The 17,110-nt window shown below is 40.3% G+C and carries 12 protein-coding genes; 4 read left to right on the top strand and 8 right to left on the bottom strand.

The window, feature by feature from the left end; all coding sequences use genetic code 11:
• Positions 1–403: 403 nt before the first annotated feature.
• The 5 genes from ACYVIL_RS12335 to ACYVIL_RS12315 form a co-directional block, all read right to left on the bottom strand.
• Complete coding sequence (locus ACYVIL_RS12335; RefSeq protein ID WP_460312620.1) at positions 404–1,234, bottom strand: PEP-CTERM sorting domain-containing protein; 831 nt, start codon at positions 1,232–1,234, stop codon at positions 404–406.
• Positions 1,235–1,426: 192 nt separating this feature from the next.
• Entirely contained in the window at positions 1,427–4,093 is a 2,667-nt protein-coding gene (gene prsT / locus ACYVIL_RS12330; protein WP_460312619.1) for an XrtA/PEP-CTERM system TPR-repeat protein PrsT, read from the bottom strand.
• 95 nt (positions 4,094–4,188) lie between these two features.
• Complete coding sequence (gene wecC, locus ACYVIL_RS12325) at positions 4,189–5,430, bottom strand: UDP-N-acetyl-D-mannosamine dehydrogenase (protein ID WP_303474389.1); 1,242 nt, start codon at positions 5,428–5,430, stop codon at positions 4,189–4,191.
• Positions 5,431–5,439: 9 nt separating this feature from the next.
• The gene (gene wecB / locus ACYVIL_RS12320) at positions 5,440–6,564 is read right to left on the bottom strand and encodes a non-hydrolyzing UDP-N-acetylglucosamine 2-epimerase (RefSeq protein ID WP_303499543.1); all 1,125 of its coding nucleotides are present in this window, start codon (positions 6,562–6,564) and stop codon (positions 5,440–5,442) included.
• A gap of 26 nt (positions 6,565–6,590) precedes the next feature.
• On the bottom strand, positions 6,591–6,878 hold the full coding sequence (locus ACYVIL_RS12315) for an acyl carrier protein (protein ID WP_303474391.1): 288 nt from the start codon (positions 6,876–6,878) through the stop codon (positions 6,591–6,593).
• A gap of 88 nt (positions 6,879–6,966) precedes the next feature.
• Here ACYVIL_RS12315 and ACYVIL_RS12310 point away from each other — a divergent pair, with 88 nt between their 5' ends.
• Genes ACYVIL_RS12310 through ACYVIL_RS12295 form a run of 4 tightly spaced genes read left to right on the top strand, consistent with a single transcriptional unit; the run spans position 6,967 to position 12,541 of the window.
• Positions 6,967–8,544 (top strand): acyl-CoA ligase (AMP-forming), exosortase A system-associated, encoded by a 1,578-nt coding sequence (locus ACYVIL_RS12310; protein WP_460312618.1) that lies wholly within the window; start codon positions 6,967–6,969, stop codon positions 8,542–8,544.
• Positions 8,537–9,772, top strand: coding sequence for a pyridoxal-dependent decarboxylase, exosortase A system-associated (locus ACYVIL_RS12305; RefSeq protein ID WP_460312617.1), 1,236 nt, complete (start codon positions 8,537–8,539; stop codon positions 9,770–9,772). The genes ACYVIL_RS12310 and ACYVIL_RS12305 overlap by 8 nt, the downstream gene beginning before the upstream one ends.
• Positions 9,773–9,778: 6 nt before the next feature.
• Positions 9,779–11,071 carry a chondroitinase-B domain-containing protein gene (locus tag ACYVIL_RS12300; RefSeq protein ID WP_460312616.1) on the top strand — a complete coding sequence of 431 codons (1,293 nt, stop codon included), beginning with the start codon at positions 9,779–9,781 and terminating at the stop codon, positions 11,069–11,071.
• Positions 11,072–11,095: 24 nt separating this feature from the next.
• Positions 11,096–12,541 (top strand): polysaccharide lyase, encoded by a 1,446-nt coding sequence (locus tag ACYVIL_RS12295; protein ID WP_460312615.1) that lies wholly within the window; start codon positions 11,096–11,098, stop codon positions 12,539–12,541.
• A 23-nt stretch (positions 12,542–12,564) separates the two neighbouring features.
• On the opposite strand, the gene ACYVIL_RS12290 is transcribed toward ACYVIL_RS12295, so the two are convergent.
• Genes ACYVIL_RS12290 through ACYVIL_RS12280 form a run of 3 tightly spaced genes read right to left on the bottom strand, consistent with a single transcriptional unit; the run spans position 12,565 to position 16,859 of the window.
• Complete coding sequence (locus tag ACYVIL_RS12290) at positions 12,565–13,791, bottom strand: hypothetical protein (protein ID WP_460312614.1); 1,227 nt, start codon at positions 13,789–13,791, stop codon at positions 12,565–12,567.
• Entirely contained in the window at positions 13,754–14,563 is an 810-nt protein-coding gene (locus ACYVIL_RS12285) for an outer membrane lipoprotein-sorting protein (RefSeq protein ID WP_303474397.1), read from the bottom strand. Before ACYVIL_RS12285 ends, ACYVIL_RS12290 begins: the two co-directional genes overlap by 38 nt.
• Positions 14,553–16,859 (bottom strand): efflux RND transporter permease subunit, encoded by a 2,307-nt coding sequence (locus ACYVIL_RS12280; protein WP_460312613.1) that lies wholly within the window; start codon positions 16,857–16,859, stop codon positions 14,553–14,555. The genes ACYVIL_RS12285 and ACYVIL_RS12280 overlap by 11 nt, the downstream gene beginning before the upstream one ends.
• Positions 16,860–17,110: the final 251 nt, after the last annotated feature.

Genomic DNA, 17,110 nt, shown 5'->3' with positions numbered 1-17,110 from the left:
AAATATCGCTTGCCATTGTTCTTTCGTTCGACGCTCTCTGCGCATAATGTCTCCGACTGATCATCAAAAACGACATTGTGCGGTGCTAAATATGAACTGACGAGATGGTCTTTGCTAGACGCTCACTAATAATCCGCTTCAACAAAGAGTTATTAAACCAACCAAGCTATAAGTCACAGCTTCAGAAGTATAAGTTAATTTCACTCAAGCCTTTGTGGGTGTAGCTATGCCCCAAACCTAGGCTATTTAGAGTTAATTGGAACAATGGATATGCATGCCAGTTAAATTGACAGGAGAGCGATAGAATGGACGAGGTGAAGTTGATAATCTGCTTTTATGCTAATATTGAAGCAATAAAAAACCCGGTATTAAACCGGGTTTTCTTGATGCTTTTTAAGCAATCTTAGCTTTTACGTCTGCGAGCTGCACCAGCAAGACCTAGAAGACCTAGACTCAAAACGGCTAAGCTTGAAGGCTCAGGAATTTGGAATGAAATTGAACCGTCATGGTTACCATTCAAAGTATAAGTGCCATCGAAGTTGTTAGTAACGGCTACATCGTTAGGGTCAGTGTTGAAGTCTACGAATGAGAAGATGTCGACCATGTCACCTAGTAAATCACTCATTGAACCATCTGCAAAATTAAACACGTCACCCGCTGCAACGCCGTTTACTGTACCAGCGCCAACAGAAGAAACCATAGTTTTCAAAGAAGGACCACCAAGACTTTGAACAATTGATACGAAATCAAGAGTAAATAACTCTACGAATTCAGATGTGTCAGCGAATCCAGGTTCAAAATAAAAGAACGTAATATCACCAGAAGTGTAGTTAGTCGCTAAAGATGGACCAAGAGAACCAGATAATTCGAATTGGAAAGTTAAACCCCAATCACCGTAGTCGTTGTCACTTTCTGGACCAAAGCTATTAGGTAAGAAACCTTCAACAGCATTGAATGCGATTGCAGAGCTTGCAGCAGGACCACTTGTAAAACCACCCGTAGTCACGATTGCGTCACCATCACTAGGACCATTTGCATCAGCGTCAGTAACTAAAGTTTCTGATTGATAGTTATAAGTAGCTTGCTCTAACCAACCTGTAGTTGTTGCGCCAGCAGCTTGATTTCTAAAGTTGTCACCAAAGTCAGCGCCAACATCGATAAAAAATTGATCAGCCATAGCAACAGAAGAACTTGTTGCTAAGATTATTCCTGCTAATAAGGATTTAGTTTTCATGTCTATTCTCCAGCTTAAAGTAATTTATAAGTTTTAGGTTGCAAAGTTGCTAAGTGTTTCACAAGCTTTCCATGATTAATATAATGCACATAGCGGGCCAACTTTTAAGTTACTGTTTTTATTGATTATTTTAATTTCAGCTATTTAATCCTGTTAAAAAAACTGACACTTTAATTACCCCTAGCCTTTTGTTTATTGGTTAGCACTGAGAGAATTTTCATAATGAACACGAAAACTTTGATTACTAGGTTCAATATCGAACGCTTTTTTACTCGTTTCAATGGCTCGTTGGATCTGACCATCTTTTAACAATGCAACCCCGAGAGTATCTAACAACTTCGGATTCTCTGGGCGCAATGCAACAGCTTTTTCCGCGTAAGCAACTGCTTTGCTACTGTCACCTACTTCTGAGTACAACCAACCGAGGTTATTTAAAGCAATAATATTCTCGGGCAAAAACTTTATGATCATTTCATAATGCTCAATGGCTTTTTCAGGATCCGAATCCATATAGGTTTCAGCTAAGCGCCCTCTCACATTAAAATCATTGGGTCGCTTATCTAAGTGAGCTTCAAGAAAATCGATTGCTGACTGAGAATTTTCTAAATTTGCTTTAGCTTTCGCTATCAAAATTGCAAACCTGCCATCCAAGCTAGCATTATAAGACTCCTCTAATAGAGGTAAGGATTCTTTAATTTTACCGTCTGCAAAAAGTATTTGGCCATTAATGCCTTTCACTGTCACCATCGACTTAATTTGTTCTGGCAGGCTATTCATCAACCTTTTGGCGACTAAAACGTTACCGTTCATTAAACTATAGTGTATTTCCATTACTTTTAATTCAGGATCATCTTGATGATACCCTAATGCTCGTTTGACGGTATCTAATGCACCGGTGAAATCTCTCAGGCCGTCATTAATATAGATTGCACCCGTCCATGGATCTCGTCTTTTAGGCTCAAGTTGCTGCCAAGTAGTGTAAACATTAATTGCATCCGCTGGTTTGTTGAGGGCTAAATAACTGTCAGCTTGTGCCTTCCAATAGAAAAGAGGCATATCCTTAGCGGGCTCTATTTCCTCTAAAATGGTTAGTGCTTTTTGTGGTTCAACATTAAATACCAGTGCACGAGCATAATTAAGCTGCTTCATTAAGTCATCAGGCTGTTTTTCATACATGGACTTAATCAAGTCCAGTGCTTGAGCTTTTTCTTCTTTGCCTTGTCGAGATGCTTCGATGAAGTAATCAAATGAGCCTTGTACATACTCAGGATTGCTCTCTGCGGCTGTTTTAAGCAGTGTGAGAGCTTTATCCTCGTTTCCGTTTTGTTTAGCCAACTCAGCCAAAAACTTCAAAGATGAGGGATTATTTGGGGCAATTTTAAGGATTTCATTGTGGGTTTGTTCGGCCAATGTATTTTGTTCTGATAACTCATAAATTTCTGCCAACAAATTGTGGGCTACAACTTGTTCAGGTGCATATGCAATCCAATCTTTGGCAACGTCGATAGCCTTATCATAACTTCTTTCACTCACGTAAGCTTGTGCCAATACCAATCTAGCAGATTCCAATTCGGGAGATAACTCTATGGCAGCTTTCAAATTATCTATACCTGTATCATCTTTTAAGGATAATTTTAAAATTCCTAGACGAGTTAACTCTTCCGCATTAGTTGGATCAGTTTTTTTAGCCAATTCCAACATTTGTTGTGCTTTTGAATCATCGCCACTTTTAATTAAATCAAAGCCTGCCTGGGTAAATAATGTCACGTCATTTAAGTCATAACTACCCATACCTCCAAGGGTTTGGGCCGCATCAGTGCTATAACCTAGACGAAGTTGAATCTCAGCAAAAAGCCTTTTTGCTGGGTGTGATTGAGGAAGTCCCCCTTGCACTGCGGCTAAATGGTTATGAGCTTGTTCCAACTTCTGCAGGTTATAAGAAGATACACCTGCGATAAGACGAGAAGTAGGCGAGTTAGAACCAGAAGAAATTGCTTGCTCCATCGACGTTTTTGCTGCTGAGTAGTCTTTATTATGGAATTGTACGATGCCTATGAACTCATTAAGTTTAGGGTTATCAGGCAGCTTTTTAAGCAAATCGACAGTAAGTGATTCAGCTTTATCATATTGCTCATCTCTCAATAAAGCATCAATTAGTAAGAAGTTTCCTTGGGCATCACCCGGCTTTTGCGCAACGTATTCTGTAAAATCTTTAATAGCAGTTGCATAATCTTGTTGCTGCATACTCAGTTGCCCTTGCAACAACACCGCTTCCATAAACTTAGGATCGTCAGCCAACAACTCTTCAAGAATAATTAATGCATCTGTCACTTCACCATCGTTTAATGCGTGGTGAGCTCTTCCTAACCGGCTGTATGAAGAGTCAGGATAAAGTTCTGTGGCTCGCTTGATAGCTAATTTAGCGCGAGAAACTTCATTTTTACGGAATAAAGCCAAACCTTTATACATCTGAGCAATGGCTTCTGTTTCACTTGTCAGTCCGGTTAAACGCTCTACCTCTTGGATGATTTCATCATCTCGATGTAAGAAATTAAGTGTCCCCAAATAAAGCGGTAAAACTTCGTTTTTAAAATAGCCGCCTTCGAAGGCTATTTTAAGTTCCTTTTCCGCAGATTCAGCGTTACCACGCTGAAAATACACCGAGCCTAATAAAAATCGTGCACGCAAGTTTTTTGGATCCGATGACAGAGCGTTTTTTAGGACGATTACGGCACTTTCAGTGTCATTTTGTAAAATCGCTTTTTCTGCTTCATCGATGTATTCGGAAGGTGTTTTTTGACTACACCCCATCATTACCAGAACAACAAGCAATACTCCGTATTTTTTAATTGAACACATATGTTTCTCTTTAACGTTGGTATGAAATTTAATAAACAAGAAGACCCTTAAAAGGGTCAAACTATGATGATGTTAGCATTGAAATAGCTCAACAACTAGGCAATTAACCCACTAGAATCTATTAGTACTTTGGTATTTAAATGGGTTTTATCAAGACCTTTAAATTGCTTATGATTAACTAATACAACCACGATATTTGCCTGCTCTAACGCTGAATCAATGGGTAGCAATTCTATATCTGCAGCAACCAGTTTTTCGGGTAAGGCTTTTATATTAGGCTCAACAGCAAGCACCTTACCTAAGCCCATTTGCGCTAATTTAAGGGTAATGTCTAGTGCAGGGCTTTCACGCAGATCATCAATATCGGGTTTAAACGCTAATCCCAGACATGCGATAACCGGCCGTTTAAATTCGTCAGCAGCTTTTTTTATTTTATCAATGACAAATCCCGGTTTACCGTCATTCACTTCCCTAGCGGTGCGGATCATTCTGGCAGTTTTCGGGGCTGAATCTACGATAAACCATGGGTCAACAGCTATACAGTGTCCACCGACACCTGGCCCTGGCGTTAAGATATTTACCCTTGGATGGCGGTTCGCTAAAGCGATTAGGTCCCAGACATTAATGTGCAACTCGTCGCATATCATCGACAGCTCGTTAGCAAATGCAATATTCACATCGCGGAAGCTGTTTTCAGTGAGCTTTGCCATTTCCGCCGTCCGAGCAGTGGTTTTTAAACAATTACCACGCACAAAAATATCGTAAAGCTCAATGGCTTTATCACTACATTCAGCAGACATCCCGCCGATAATGCGGTCATTTGATACCAGTTCTTCTAATACTCGTCCTGGCAATACTCGTTCTGGACAATGTGCAACAAACATATCCGGCTCTTGACTACTATGCCCAGGAAAGTGCAAATCTGGACGTAATGCCTGTAACCAAGCTGTCAGCTTTTCTGTTGCCCCCACCGGTGATGTTGACTCTAAAACGATTAAATTGCCTTTTTCTAACACAGGAGCAATGGCATTAGCGGCTTTTTCAATAAAACTTAAATCAGGTTTTTTACCTTCTTTAAAGGGGGTAGGTACGGCTATCATAAAAGCGTCAGCGGGTTCAGGTGTAAGAGAAGCTCGAAGTTTCCCCATGGTCACAGCTGCTTGAACAACCATATCTAAGTCTGGCTCCACAATATGAACCTTACCTTGATTAATTGTATCAACGGCTTTTTCAGAAACATCTATACCAATGACTTCGACACCACGAGAAGCTATTACCGCGGCGGTGGGCAAACCAATATAACCCAAACCAATAACTGAAACTTTAGCAAATGCCATGTTTATCCCTTAGTTATTTATTATTAAATTCGCTATTCTTTGACATGCTTTCCCATCTCCGTATGGATTATGGGCAAAAGACATGGCCTGATACGCTTTTTCATCATTTAATAGCGAAAACGCATTTTCAACTATTTTGTTGTAATCTGTTCCAACCAATTTAACTGTTCCAGCTTCTACGGCTTCAGGCCTTTCGGTTGTGTTACGCATTACCAAAACCGGTTTGCCAATGGATGGAGCTTCTTCTTGTACTCCTCCAGAATCGGTAAGAATAATGTGTGCTCGACTCATTAGGTAAACAAAAGGAAGATAATCTTGAGGGTCGATTAAAAATACATCTGGCGTGTTGGCAAGTAAACGATTGACGGGTTCTTGTACATTTGGATTTAAATGCACCGGATAAAGAACTTGAACATCTTCTTGTTCAGCCAGGGTTTTTAGCGCTCTACAAATATTTTCAAAACCATCACCAAAGCTCTCACGTCGATGTCCGGTAACCAATATAAGCTTTTTGGTTGGATCTAAGAATTCGAAACGGCTGGCTAGTTCACGGTTTAAAGAGTCATCAGTGGTAATTTTACTTTCGACTTGAATCAACGCATCGATAACCGTATTCCCTGTCACAAAAACAGAATCCGAAGATATATTCTCTGCCAACAAATTAGCTTCAGCTTTTGGAGTAGGAGCAAAATGCAATTTTGTGAGTGCCCCAGTCAACTTGCGGTTAATTTCTTCAGGCCAAGGGCTATAAATATCCCCGGTCCGAAGCCCAGCTTCTACATGACCTACTGGTATACGTTGATAAAACGCCGCTAACGAGGCGGCAAAGGTGGTTGTGGTATCACCATGAACTAAAATAAGGTCGGGTTTAGCTTGACTAAACACATCCCGTAATCCCAACAATGCTCTGGTGGTAATATCATAGAGATCCTGCCCTGGCTGCATTAAATCTAAATCAAAATCAGGGGTAAGTTCAAAAAGTGATAATACTTGATCAAGCATTTGTCGGTGTTGCGCTGTAACACAAACAGAAACATTTAATTCACTGTGCTTTTTAAGTTCAATTGCCAACGGCGCCATTTTAATAGCTTCGGGACGAGTCCCAAACACCAGCATGATATTTTGATATTTCATAATGACTCTTTAGTAATAGGAGAGAATTAAACTTTGGTTTCAACGAATCCGCACAATGCTCCAAAGGTTTCAAATATATCTGCACTTATTTCATCATCATCTACTTCAACACCAAAGGTATCTTCAATAGACGTTAACACTGTTACCACAGCCATCGAATCAAATTCAGGAATTGCTCCCAGTAGAGGTGTATCCTCATCAAATTCAACATCACTAGATAATTGTAAAACATCAATTAAAATTTCTTTCACAGACGCGGCTGTATTCATACTCTCAGTACCTGTATTATTGTATTTTTTAGATAGATCGTACATAAACTTCTATCATCCGTTGATGTATTGTTCCATTATTTAAAGTAATAAGAAATAGTTGCAACCCATAAACAAGAGATTAGTATTAAAAATGGTAACGTTTTTTGATGAGTTAGTATCTGAATCCGCGAAGCAATATGCTCAAAAGTCTGCTTTAATTTTCAAACAAACGAAAATGTCATACGAAGAACTTGAAAGCAATATTTTAAAATTAGCCTCAGGTCTCCAATGCATTGGCGTTAAACGCCATGATCGCGTTGCAGTTTTCTTACCTAAATTACCTGAAACTATTATTAGTCTATTCGCCATAAGTCGAGCAAATGGCGTGTTCGTGCCAGTAAACTCGGTTTTGAAAGGCCCCCAGGTACGACACATCTTAAACGACTGCGACGTGAAAGTTTTAATGACTAGCAGTGATAGGCTCAAATCCCTAGAGCCAGTATTATCAAACTGCCCTGCCCTGCAACGAGTGATTCTAACTGACAAGCTACCCAACTTTAGTATTGAAGGGATAGAATTCTGCCTATTTTCGGATTTAGAAACTAAGCCATTAACGCATGTGCATCGCACTGACAATGATATGGCTGCAATCTTGTATACCTCGGGAAGTACCGGCAGACCTAAAGGAGTTGTATTGTCGCACCGAAATATTGTTGTAGGTGCAATTAGCGTCGCCGAGTATGTTGAGAATGATCAATCAGATGTACTTTTAGCGCTGCTACCTTTGAGTTTTGATTATGGATTAAGCCAGATTACTACCGGCTTTTTGCGTGGCGCAACCGTAGTGTTAATGGACTACTTTTTGGCGGGTGATGTAGTCAAAGCAATGGCCCAACACAAAGTCACCGGACTAGCTGCTGTGCCCCCACTTTGGCAACAATTAATGAAAGCGAAATGGACAACAGAAGCAACTGAAAATTTGCGTTACTTCACTAATTCTGGTGGCGCTATGCCACAAGTAACCTTAAATGTTATTCGTGCTACATTTCCCCAAGCTAAACCATATTTAATGTACGGTTTAACCGAAGCATTTCGCAGTACCTATTTGGATCCTGCCTTAGTCGATGAAAAAATTGGCTCAATGGGCAAAGCCATTCCTAATGCTGAAGTCATGGTTGTGCGTGAAGATGGCACTGAATGTGATGTTGATGAACCAGGTGAATTGGTGCACCGAGGCCCCCATGTTAGTCTAGGATATTGGAATGATCCGGCCAAAACTGCAGAACGATTCAAACCCGTGCCTGCTCAGTTAAACGGGTTAGTATTGCAAGAAATGGCTGTTTGGTCGGGAGACACTGTTAAGCGAGACGCTGAAGGTTTCCTATATTTTGTCGGCCGTAAAGATGAAATGATTAAAACCTCAGGCTATCGAGTGAGTCCAATGGAAGTTGAAGAGGCCTGCTATCAAGGATGTAGCGATATTGCTGAGGCTATCGCCAGCGGCGTAAAAGATACAGAATTAGGCCAAGCCATTACACTGCTGCTTGTGCTTAAAGAAAACGTAGAGCGTTCCGAAAAAGAGATTTTAGCTATGTGTAAAAAATCCATGCCTAACTTTATGCATCCTAAATATGTCGAATTCAGAAGCTCCCTTCCACGCAATCCCAATGGGAAGGTTGACCGCAGTTTGCTCACTAAAGAAGTAAAGGAAAAGTACGAAAATGTCTAAGCCAGTTCCTGTACACGCCCCCATGGATCAATTCGACACTAAAGATCAGCACATTTTAGTGGGTGGAAAGAATCTTGACACTATAGAGGCAATACTCGATAAATCAGTGTTTTACGCCTACGATAAAAAAGTTGTAAAAGCACAAATTGACAAATTTAATCAAGCAATTCCCGATGCCATTAAATTGCATTATGCGATTAAAGCCAATCCCTACCCGCCATTAGTGAATGCCATGTGTGAATGGGTTGAAGGGTTTGACGTTGCATCACAAAAAGAAATGCTAATTGCTCTGCAGTCTGGAATGCCTGTTAGAGACATTAGCTTTGCAGGCCCAGCAAAACAAGAAGCTGAAATTAAATCCGCTATCTGTGCAGGAGTTACATTGCATGTGGAATCAGAGCTAGAGCTTTCACGAGCCATTGAGATAGGTCAGCAAGTTGGAATATTGCCTATTATCGCCTTCCGAGTGAATCCTGCTTTTGAATTAAAAGCATCAGGTATGAAAATGGGAGGTGGTCCGAAGCAATTCGGCATTGACGAAGAGCGTCTGTTTGAATTATTGCCCACATTAGATTACAGCAAAATACAATTTCGCGGCTTCCACATATTTTGGGGCTCTCAAAACCTCAAGCAAGATGCCATTATCGACGCGCACAACAATACGTTTGAATTGGCACAGCGCCTACTTGATGTAACACCCGTTGATGTTGAAACGGTGAATTTGGGTGGTGGCTTCGGTATCCCCTACTTTCCGGGGGAAACAAGGTTAGAACTAGCGTCAATAGGTGATAATCTCGCTGCGCTTTTATCTAAATACCCAAGCCTGGCAAGACTGGAACTGATCATAGAATTAGGCCGCTTTATTGTTGCTGAAGCGGGAATTTACGTGAGTAAAATCACTGATAAAAAGGTCTCACGGGGCCACACCTACCTAATGACCAATGGTGGCCTCCATCATCATCTTTCTAATTCAGGTAATTTTGGTCAAGTAATCCGCAAAAACTATCCAGTCGCAATAGGTAACAAAATGAACCTAGGTAAGGGCACAGAGGCCGTTACCGCCGTTGGCCCTTTGTGTACACCACTGGACACTTTAGCCGATAAAATGATGTTAACCGATCCACAAATAGGCGATTGGTTGGTAGTGTTTCAATCTGGCGCTTATGGACCAACAGCAAGCCCTCAAGACTTCCTTGGACACCCCCATGTAGTCGAAATATTACTTTAAAAACTAATGAACATCATTACATTAGACGTTAGAAAATACGTCATTGCTACAATTTCATTAGTATTTATTGGAACCGTAGCCGCAATTTTATTGCTGCAAACAGACTATGGGAAAGAATTGACGATAAAAGGACGTCAGTATGTGCAGATCAATTTGCATAAAAATTGGGGGGTTAGGCTAAAGATATTACAAAGTGTAGACTTGCTGCTAAATCTCATTCCAAAACCTTCTCTTCTTCCCTATGATAAAGCAGGATCTGCGGTCGGTTTCGATAACAATAAAGCGATTGATTCTCACAGTATTAAGGCAATGTCGCTTTTAGCCTCTCATTTTTATCCGGTGCAGAATGTTGAAGAGCTGCGTGCCGCAATGCTGAAGGCACAAAAAGGAGACGTCATTCTATTGGCCCCTGGCCAATATTCCATTCCCAAACGTCTTGAGGTTAGACACCATGGTACTAGCAATAAGCCAATACGCTTGTTAAGCCGTGTACCTGGTAGCAGCATTTTAAACATTCGAAATACAGAAGGGATTTACTTAGACAAAAGTAATTGGCAGATCGAAAATATTGTATTTAAAGGAGCCTGTAGGGAACAACGATATTGTGAACACGCAATTCATATGTATGGTAACGCTGACCAAACAAAATTAATTAACAATCAATTTATCGACTTTAACGCCGCTTTAAAAGCCAATGGTAATTATCAACACTCACCTGCAACATTTGCCGATAACGTTTTGGTTCAGCAAAACGACTTTTACAATCAAAGCATACGAAATACCGCAACTCCTGCAACGCCGATCGATATAGTGGGAGGAAATAATTGGCTTATTGATAATAACTTTATTGCGGACTTTGCACGTAAGTCCACTGGAAACATATCCGTAACCTATGGGGGCTTTATGAAAGGCGGAGGCTCTGGCGGCGTATTTAGTAACAATGTAGTGAATTGTGCTTGGCACTTGCCCTATCAATCAAGCATAGATGTTAGAGTGGGACTTTCATTTGGTGACGGTGGAACACAACAACAATTTTGCCAAAATACTGATTGTTTCTATGAGCATTCAAAGGGAAAAATAAAAAACAATTTAGTACTCAACTGTATCAATGATGTCAGTATCTATTTAAACAAAGCCACTGAAACAGAAATCTCAGGTAACACCCTATTAAACTCTTTGGGTATCGATGCCCGTTATAAGCAAACTTCAGTGAAAATAAATAACAATAGATTAGAAGGCAGAATAAAAGCTCGGGAGAATGCATTTATAAGTGAGCGTGACAATGTTAAGGTTAATTAAACTCTCGCAGCTAATCTAGCCACTATGAAAAATCTATTTGTACCTAGCTTTTTATTAATATTTCTTGCTCTACCTTCTAGTGCAAAATTATTCGACAACAGCGTTAGCTACAATTACGCAAGTAATCTAGCCCATATTTATTGGCCAGAAGGTAATTTTGCGAAGTTTCATAAGCAATACGCCCAATATATAAATAAGTTTGAAGTCCAGGATGTAGACCGCGAGCACACCATTAGCATTGACCTATCGTCAGTTAAACTAACTAACCCTCTGATTCTTACTATTTCAGCAGCTAAAGGAAATAAAGGGGTAGCCGATTTCCACAGTGTTGAAAAAGGGGGTTACAAAGCCCCTCAATTAACCTTTATAGAAGACAATAATAAACGCTTACTATTAGCTGAAATAGATACCTTTGTGGCTAAAAAAAATCGCAAGCCAGATGGTTCCAAACCAATCATTAAGGCTGGTGGTGGCCATACAGTATTATTAAAATTTCAATTTGAAGAAAATATCGATTTACAAGCTCTTAAAAATCTTAAACTCCTTCTAACTACGACTAACCGTCAATACGGTAAATCTTCTTTGCAAACTCAACAAATAAACTATGCTCAGCCTCCTCGGCAGCCAAATACGGATGGGATAGCAAGTAAATACATACTAGATAAGGGGATCAAACAAGATAATGCAGTCTACTACGCCGATGATTTTGATGATCAAAATTGGTTAAGCAATATAAAACACAGTATTGGTATCTCTGAAGCTGTGTGGAAAAACACGGGAGAATTGCAATTTGAAGAGCATCAAAAAATCAGACATTTTAGTGGCCAAGCAGGTAATAGCGTCAAGCTTCCGTTTAGGACCTCCCATAACTTAGCAGGTAACCTAGACTACTACTTTGCTGCGCAATCAGGATCTGAACCAGAAGAAGCCTACTTTAGGTATTACTCTATGTTAGCCCCAGGTGCCAAAGTTAGCGGCGGCGGAAAGTTACCAGGATTCGCTGGAACCTATAACAAGGCTGGCTGGGGTGGTCGCGCAAACAATGGTAAAAATGGTTGGTCTGCCCGTGGTTCATTTTTCAAGACGGTAACGCCTTCAAACCCTGATTGGGCCGGACGAATGCCAATTGGTAGTTACCTTTATGAAGTAGACACCAAAAACAAATACGGAAAAACAGTATCTTGGGGCGATGAGTTATCGACTATGCAACCAGGCCGCTGGTATTCCATCGAACAATATATAAAATTAAATTCGCCGGGAAAACAAGATGGTATATTTAGAGCGTGGATTGATGGGATACTCATTTATGAGCGAAAAAATATGTATTATAGAGATACCGATAAACTTAAAATAGAAAAAGTGTGGATGAATTACTATTTTGGTGGAGTCGCTAAGCCTAAACATAATTTCCAGATGTACTTGGATAACATCGTAATTGCATCAAGTTACATTGGTCCAATTAGAAAATAGCCGCCCAAATTGGCGGCCTGCAATTAGAAGTAGAACTCCATACTGAGCTGCACAAAATCGTCACGTCGATATTGATAGATAGGCTCTTCAGGCGAGTTACTAGAGAAAAACCAAGCATCAAGTCGCCATTTCCAGCTGTCACTGATACGACTAGATGCTTCGATAAAACCTGAACGGCTATTGCTTTCATCTAAGTCTTGTATAATACCAAACAAAATTTCAGTGCCATCAATATCATTGTAAACAACACGCGTTCCTAACATTAAATCGTTTTGGGAAGGAGTAAGCAGGGTATTGTCTCGACCGTCATACTGGTATTCCATCAGCCAACCTAAATCAAATTGGCTATCAAATACACCCACGGTAGTATATTCAAAGCCCCCGACTAAGGCACTGTAATCTTCAGCCGTTGTATTGCGACTTATCCCTTCAAACTTAATTAACCAAGATCCCATCACTGCGAGCAAATCAATACCAGCTTGCTGCATTTGCGGGTAATAAGGTCTAAGCAATGCCGACTCTTTATCTAACTCAGGGACGAGAATAGGTTCCCGAGATGTACCGTCAAAATAGGAAAGGCCTATTTCCCAAATGCCAATTGAATGCTGCCACCGAGCTGCCCAATCGACATTTTTTTCTTCATCACTTGATTCAAATATGGGGTTATCAGTATCAACATTTAAAGCAAACCTAGGTCGCCCATCTATGCCGGCAAAAGTGCGTTCTCGAAAGTAAGGCAGAACAAAAATGGAGGTGGTTCCCCAGTCTTTAATCAACGAAAAGTTAACCATTGGTTGGCCGAGTTTATCTTCTCCATCAATCGCTTCAATTGAATCTGTTTGATTTATAACATCAACCAAATGTAACGATTCAGTCTGCCCCCAAAATACTTTACCAATGCCCGTACGCATTTCCCAACTGTCACCCACGTGTAACCAGATTAGCTCACGAATATCTCCATGAGTACGTTCATCGTCATTTTGATCAATCCGATAAAAAGGCTTAAAAGAGATGCTGTCATCACCATCATTGAATGCCTTATAAATCTCGGCCTCACCGTAAACAGAAAAGTTTGCGCGGTCCTGTTCATCGTAGAGTGCATCTTGCAAAAAATAACGCTGTTCAATCACTGCCGAACCACGAATTTCAATGTCACTGGCAGCAGAGCTTGAGCCGGCGGATAACAATGCCAGCAACGCAAAAGCTGCAGAACTACCTTGCCCGTTTGAGACTATTCTTGTCAAAATCACTGTCCTCTAGTCCAGTTTTAAACTCGATTTCGTGGGTAATGAGCTCTGTACTTTTACCATTTTGCTCATTAAACATTTCAGTACGCATAGCGCGCCAATATTTATCCAAGTATAACTCATACTCATCCAATTCAAGGGTTTTTAATAAGCTGTCTTTCTTATCATAATATTCAATTTTATATGGGATATAACGCTCTTGATCTATCCATACTATTTGTTTTGTATAACCAGAGAATTCATCGATTGGCGTTTGCTCAACCACAAACATTTTCCGATTTTTATAGGTGTCATCCTCCAAATATTTAAAGGTGTATTTTTCAACCTCAAAGGCCGTCATATCCTCGTAGGCAAATTCACTCCCCATGAAAGGACCCGACTTATTGCGTGAAGATATACGTTTCACACGTTTCAAAGCTGGCAAATAAATCCACTGTTCGTCTGGCTCTCGTGCATGGGTGAAATTTAGGAATGCGGTTCCTTTAACGTCTTTAGGCTCATCAAAAACAGTCAAAGATTTATCGCCGCCATCTAATATTTCAAGTCCTTGCAAGCGCATCGCTCTCTCAGTTTCCTGACCTTGTGAATTACGCAGAACCATAGTCAGTTCAGCCACAGAATCTTCCCAGCCACGGTCGCGGAGTTTACGCTCTTTGGCGATTTCTAAGCCTTTTTCCTGTGGCGTTTGTGCTAAGCCTTCTTTGCCGATTGTGCACAAAAATAATAGCGTTAAATAAATACTTAGAGATCTAATGTGCATTTGATTAATTTTCATTGCTAGCTTCCTCAGACAAATTTTGTTTGTCAAACATCAGTAGAAACGCGGGTAAAAACAGGAAATCGATGATTAAAGCTACGACAATAATAATACCTGTTAACAGCCCCATATCAGAGTTTAGTGCAAAGCTAGATAAAGTGAGCACTGCAAACCCTAAAGTTAACACCACAGTTGTAACCCAAAGTGCTTTTCCAACACTTCCGAAGGCATATCTTACTGCATTTTCGGCGCTTTCGTTCTGTTGCCGTGCGTGCTGATATTTACTCAAGAAATGAACTGTGTCATCCACTATTATACCTAAAGCCATACTTAATACGACTGACAAGCCCATATTAATTTCACCAGAATATACGCCCCAAATACCAAAACCGATTGCCGCAGGTAACAGATTTGGTATTAAGCTAATGGCTCCCATTTTCCAAGATTTCAGTGCAAACATTAAGATAACGCTAATTAAAACGAGCGCTAAAACTGTACCTTTAAGTAAGCTATTCATATTGGCTTCACCAATATGAGCAAACATTAAATTTTGACTGCCCGCAGTCAGTCGTAATTCTGGCGCATTTTCCTCTATCCACCCATAAGCTTGCTGTTCAAAAGCAGTAATTTCTTTACTGCCTAAGGTTTGCATGGTGACAAAAATACGGGTTCCTGATTTATCAATATTTAACTGGTTGTTTAGGTCTAAATTAAAAGGTAACGACATCTCATATAACAACAAAAACTGTGCTGCCATGGGTTGGCTTTCAGGTAAGCGATAATACGCGGGATCATCACCATGCATATTTTTGTTAAGTCGTAAAAACACATCACTGATAGTCGATACGTTATCGACCTCAGGGCGCGCTTTTAGCCACTGACTAAACTCATGAATGTGTTTCAGACTAGTAGGTTCATTTATCCCCGACTCTTGTTCGGTAAATAGAGCAAAATCTATGGTTGTCATGCCACTTAAAACTTGCTCTTGATAATCTGCTGCAATTTTGAATTCTGCGCTGTCATCAAAATATTCAACGGGAGTATCGTTTATTTTGTTCATAAAAGACGCTCCAACAGCCGCGACAACAACGACGATAGTAAACGGAAGTATGCGTTTATGATGACGAATAACCCACTCACCAATCTTTACAAAGCTATCATTATTGGAGTCTGATTGTTTTGTCTGTTTAAGGGGCAGAAGTCGTAAAATTGAAGGGAGAAAACTGATTGACATGATAAACGCAATCATCACCCCCATTGCGGTCAATGTTCCCAAATCCGCTAATGCGGGAACATCTGAAAAATTTAGGGTCAAAAAACCAATAGCTGTTGTTGCACTGGTGATGAAAATAGGTTTAACGTTTAATAGCATACTGCTTTGTATTGCTTCTACTTTTTCCTTGCCCTGTCGCATCTCATATAACAAGGAAGCAATAACATGAACGCAATCCGCTACGGCAAGGGTCATAACAAGGGTCGGCACATTTACGGTAGCAGTCGTTAAATCAAAGCCTACCCAACCACCCACTCCCATTGTTGCAGCGATTGAGAAAGCGACGACTAATAGTGTCACCAAGGTACCGATAAAAGATCTTAATAACACGCCTAAAACCACTAAGATAACAACAAACATCAATGGTACTAAGGTTGATGCATCACCTTTTGCTGCCGATTCGAAAGCAGCATTCATAAATACGATTCCAGTATGGTGGAATTCGTGATCTGGATATAACGCCTGATATTTGCTGGTTAACTGTGTGAGAAAGTCTACAATTTCGCCGGTTTCTTTGGTTTTATCGCCCTCAGGCAGATTAACAGTTACCGACACTAAGGCAACTTTGCCTTGCTCATCCACTAAACGGTTAAGTAAATTAGGCTCGACTAAAGCAACACGTTTTACACGTTCAACTAATTCGTCATCGATGTTGTTAGAGTCGAGTATAAGTTGTTCAACGATCATGTCGTCTTCTTCAGCCCAAGTGTGCTGAAAGTTAGCAATAGAGTCGACACGGCTAGACAAAGGCGTTTGCCAGGCATCTTCGGTAAAATCAGAAATTAATTTTAATGTAACCGGATTAAAAACACTTCCGTTTTTAGGCGAAATTAAAATGTTTGCATTCTCGTTCTTACTGAAAATAGCCTGCATTTCTTCGAAGGCGATTCGCTGAGGATTATCTTTCTCAAAGTAAACTTTATAATCACCATTGAACGCTAATTTCTGGGCTCCTGTACCACATATAGCAACAAACAAAAGACTTAAGAAAATTGTTAACCAAGGTCTATTTAAAACGATATTCAACCACAAACTGCGCATTTATCATCCTCTAAAGGGGGGTAAGTTGGTCGCTTTGCAAACATACAATATTGGTTGCTAACAATACATCAATATAACGACAAATTCTTGATTCGGTAGATGTATAAGATAATAGTTTACTCCTTCATCAAACACCTAATTTGGCCACCTCAAACGGCATCAATTGCTCGAAAGGGCATTTATTGGTAGTTCCAGTCACGCCAAAAACTCAACTTAAGATATTGTTTATTATAAACTTTACGTCCCCCCTC

Source organism: Aliiglaciecola aliphaticivorans, from assembly GCF_054782055.1.
Note: the sequence above shows the minus strand (reverse complement) of the source record. Positions and strands in the feature narration are given on the sequence as shown.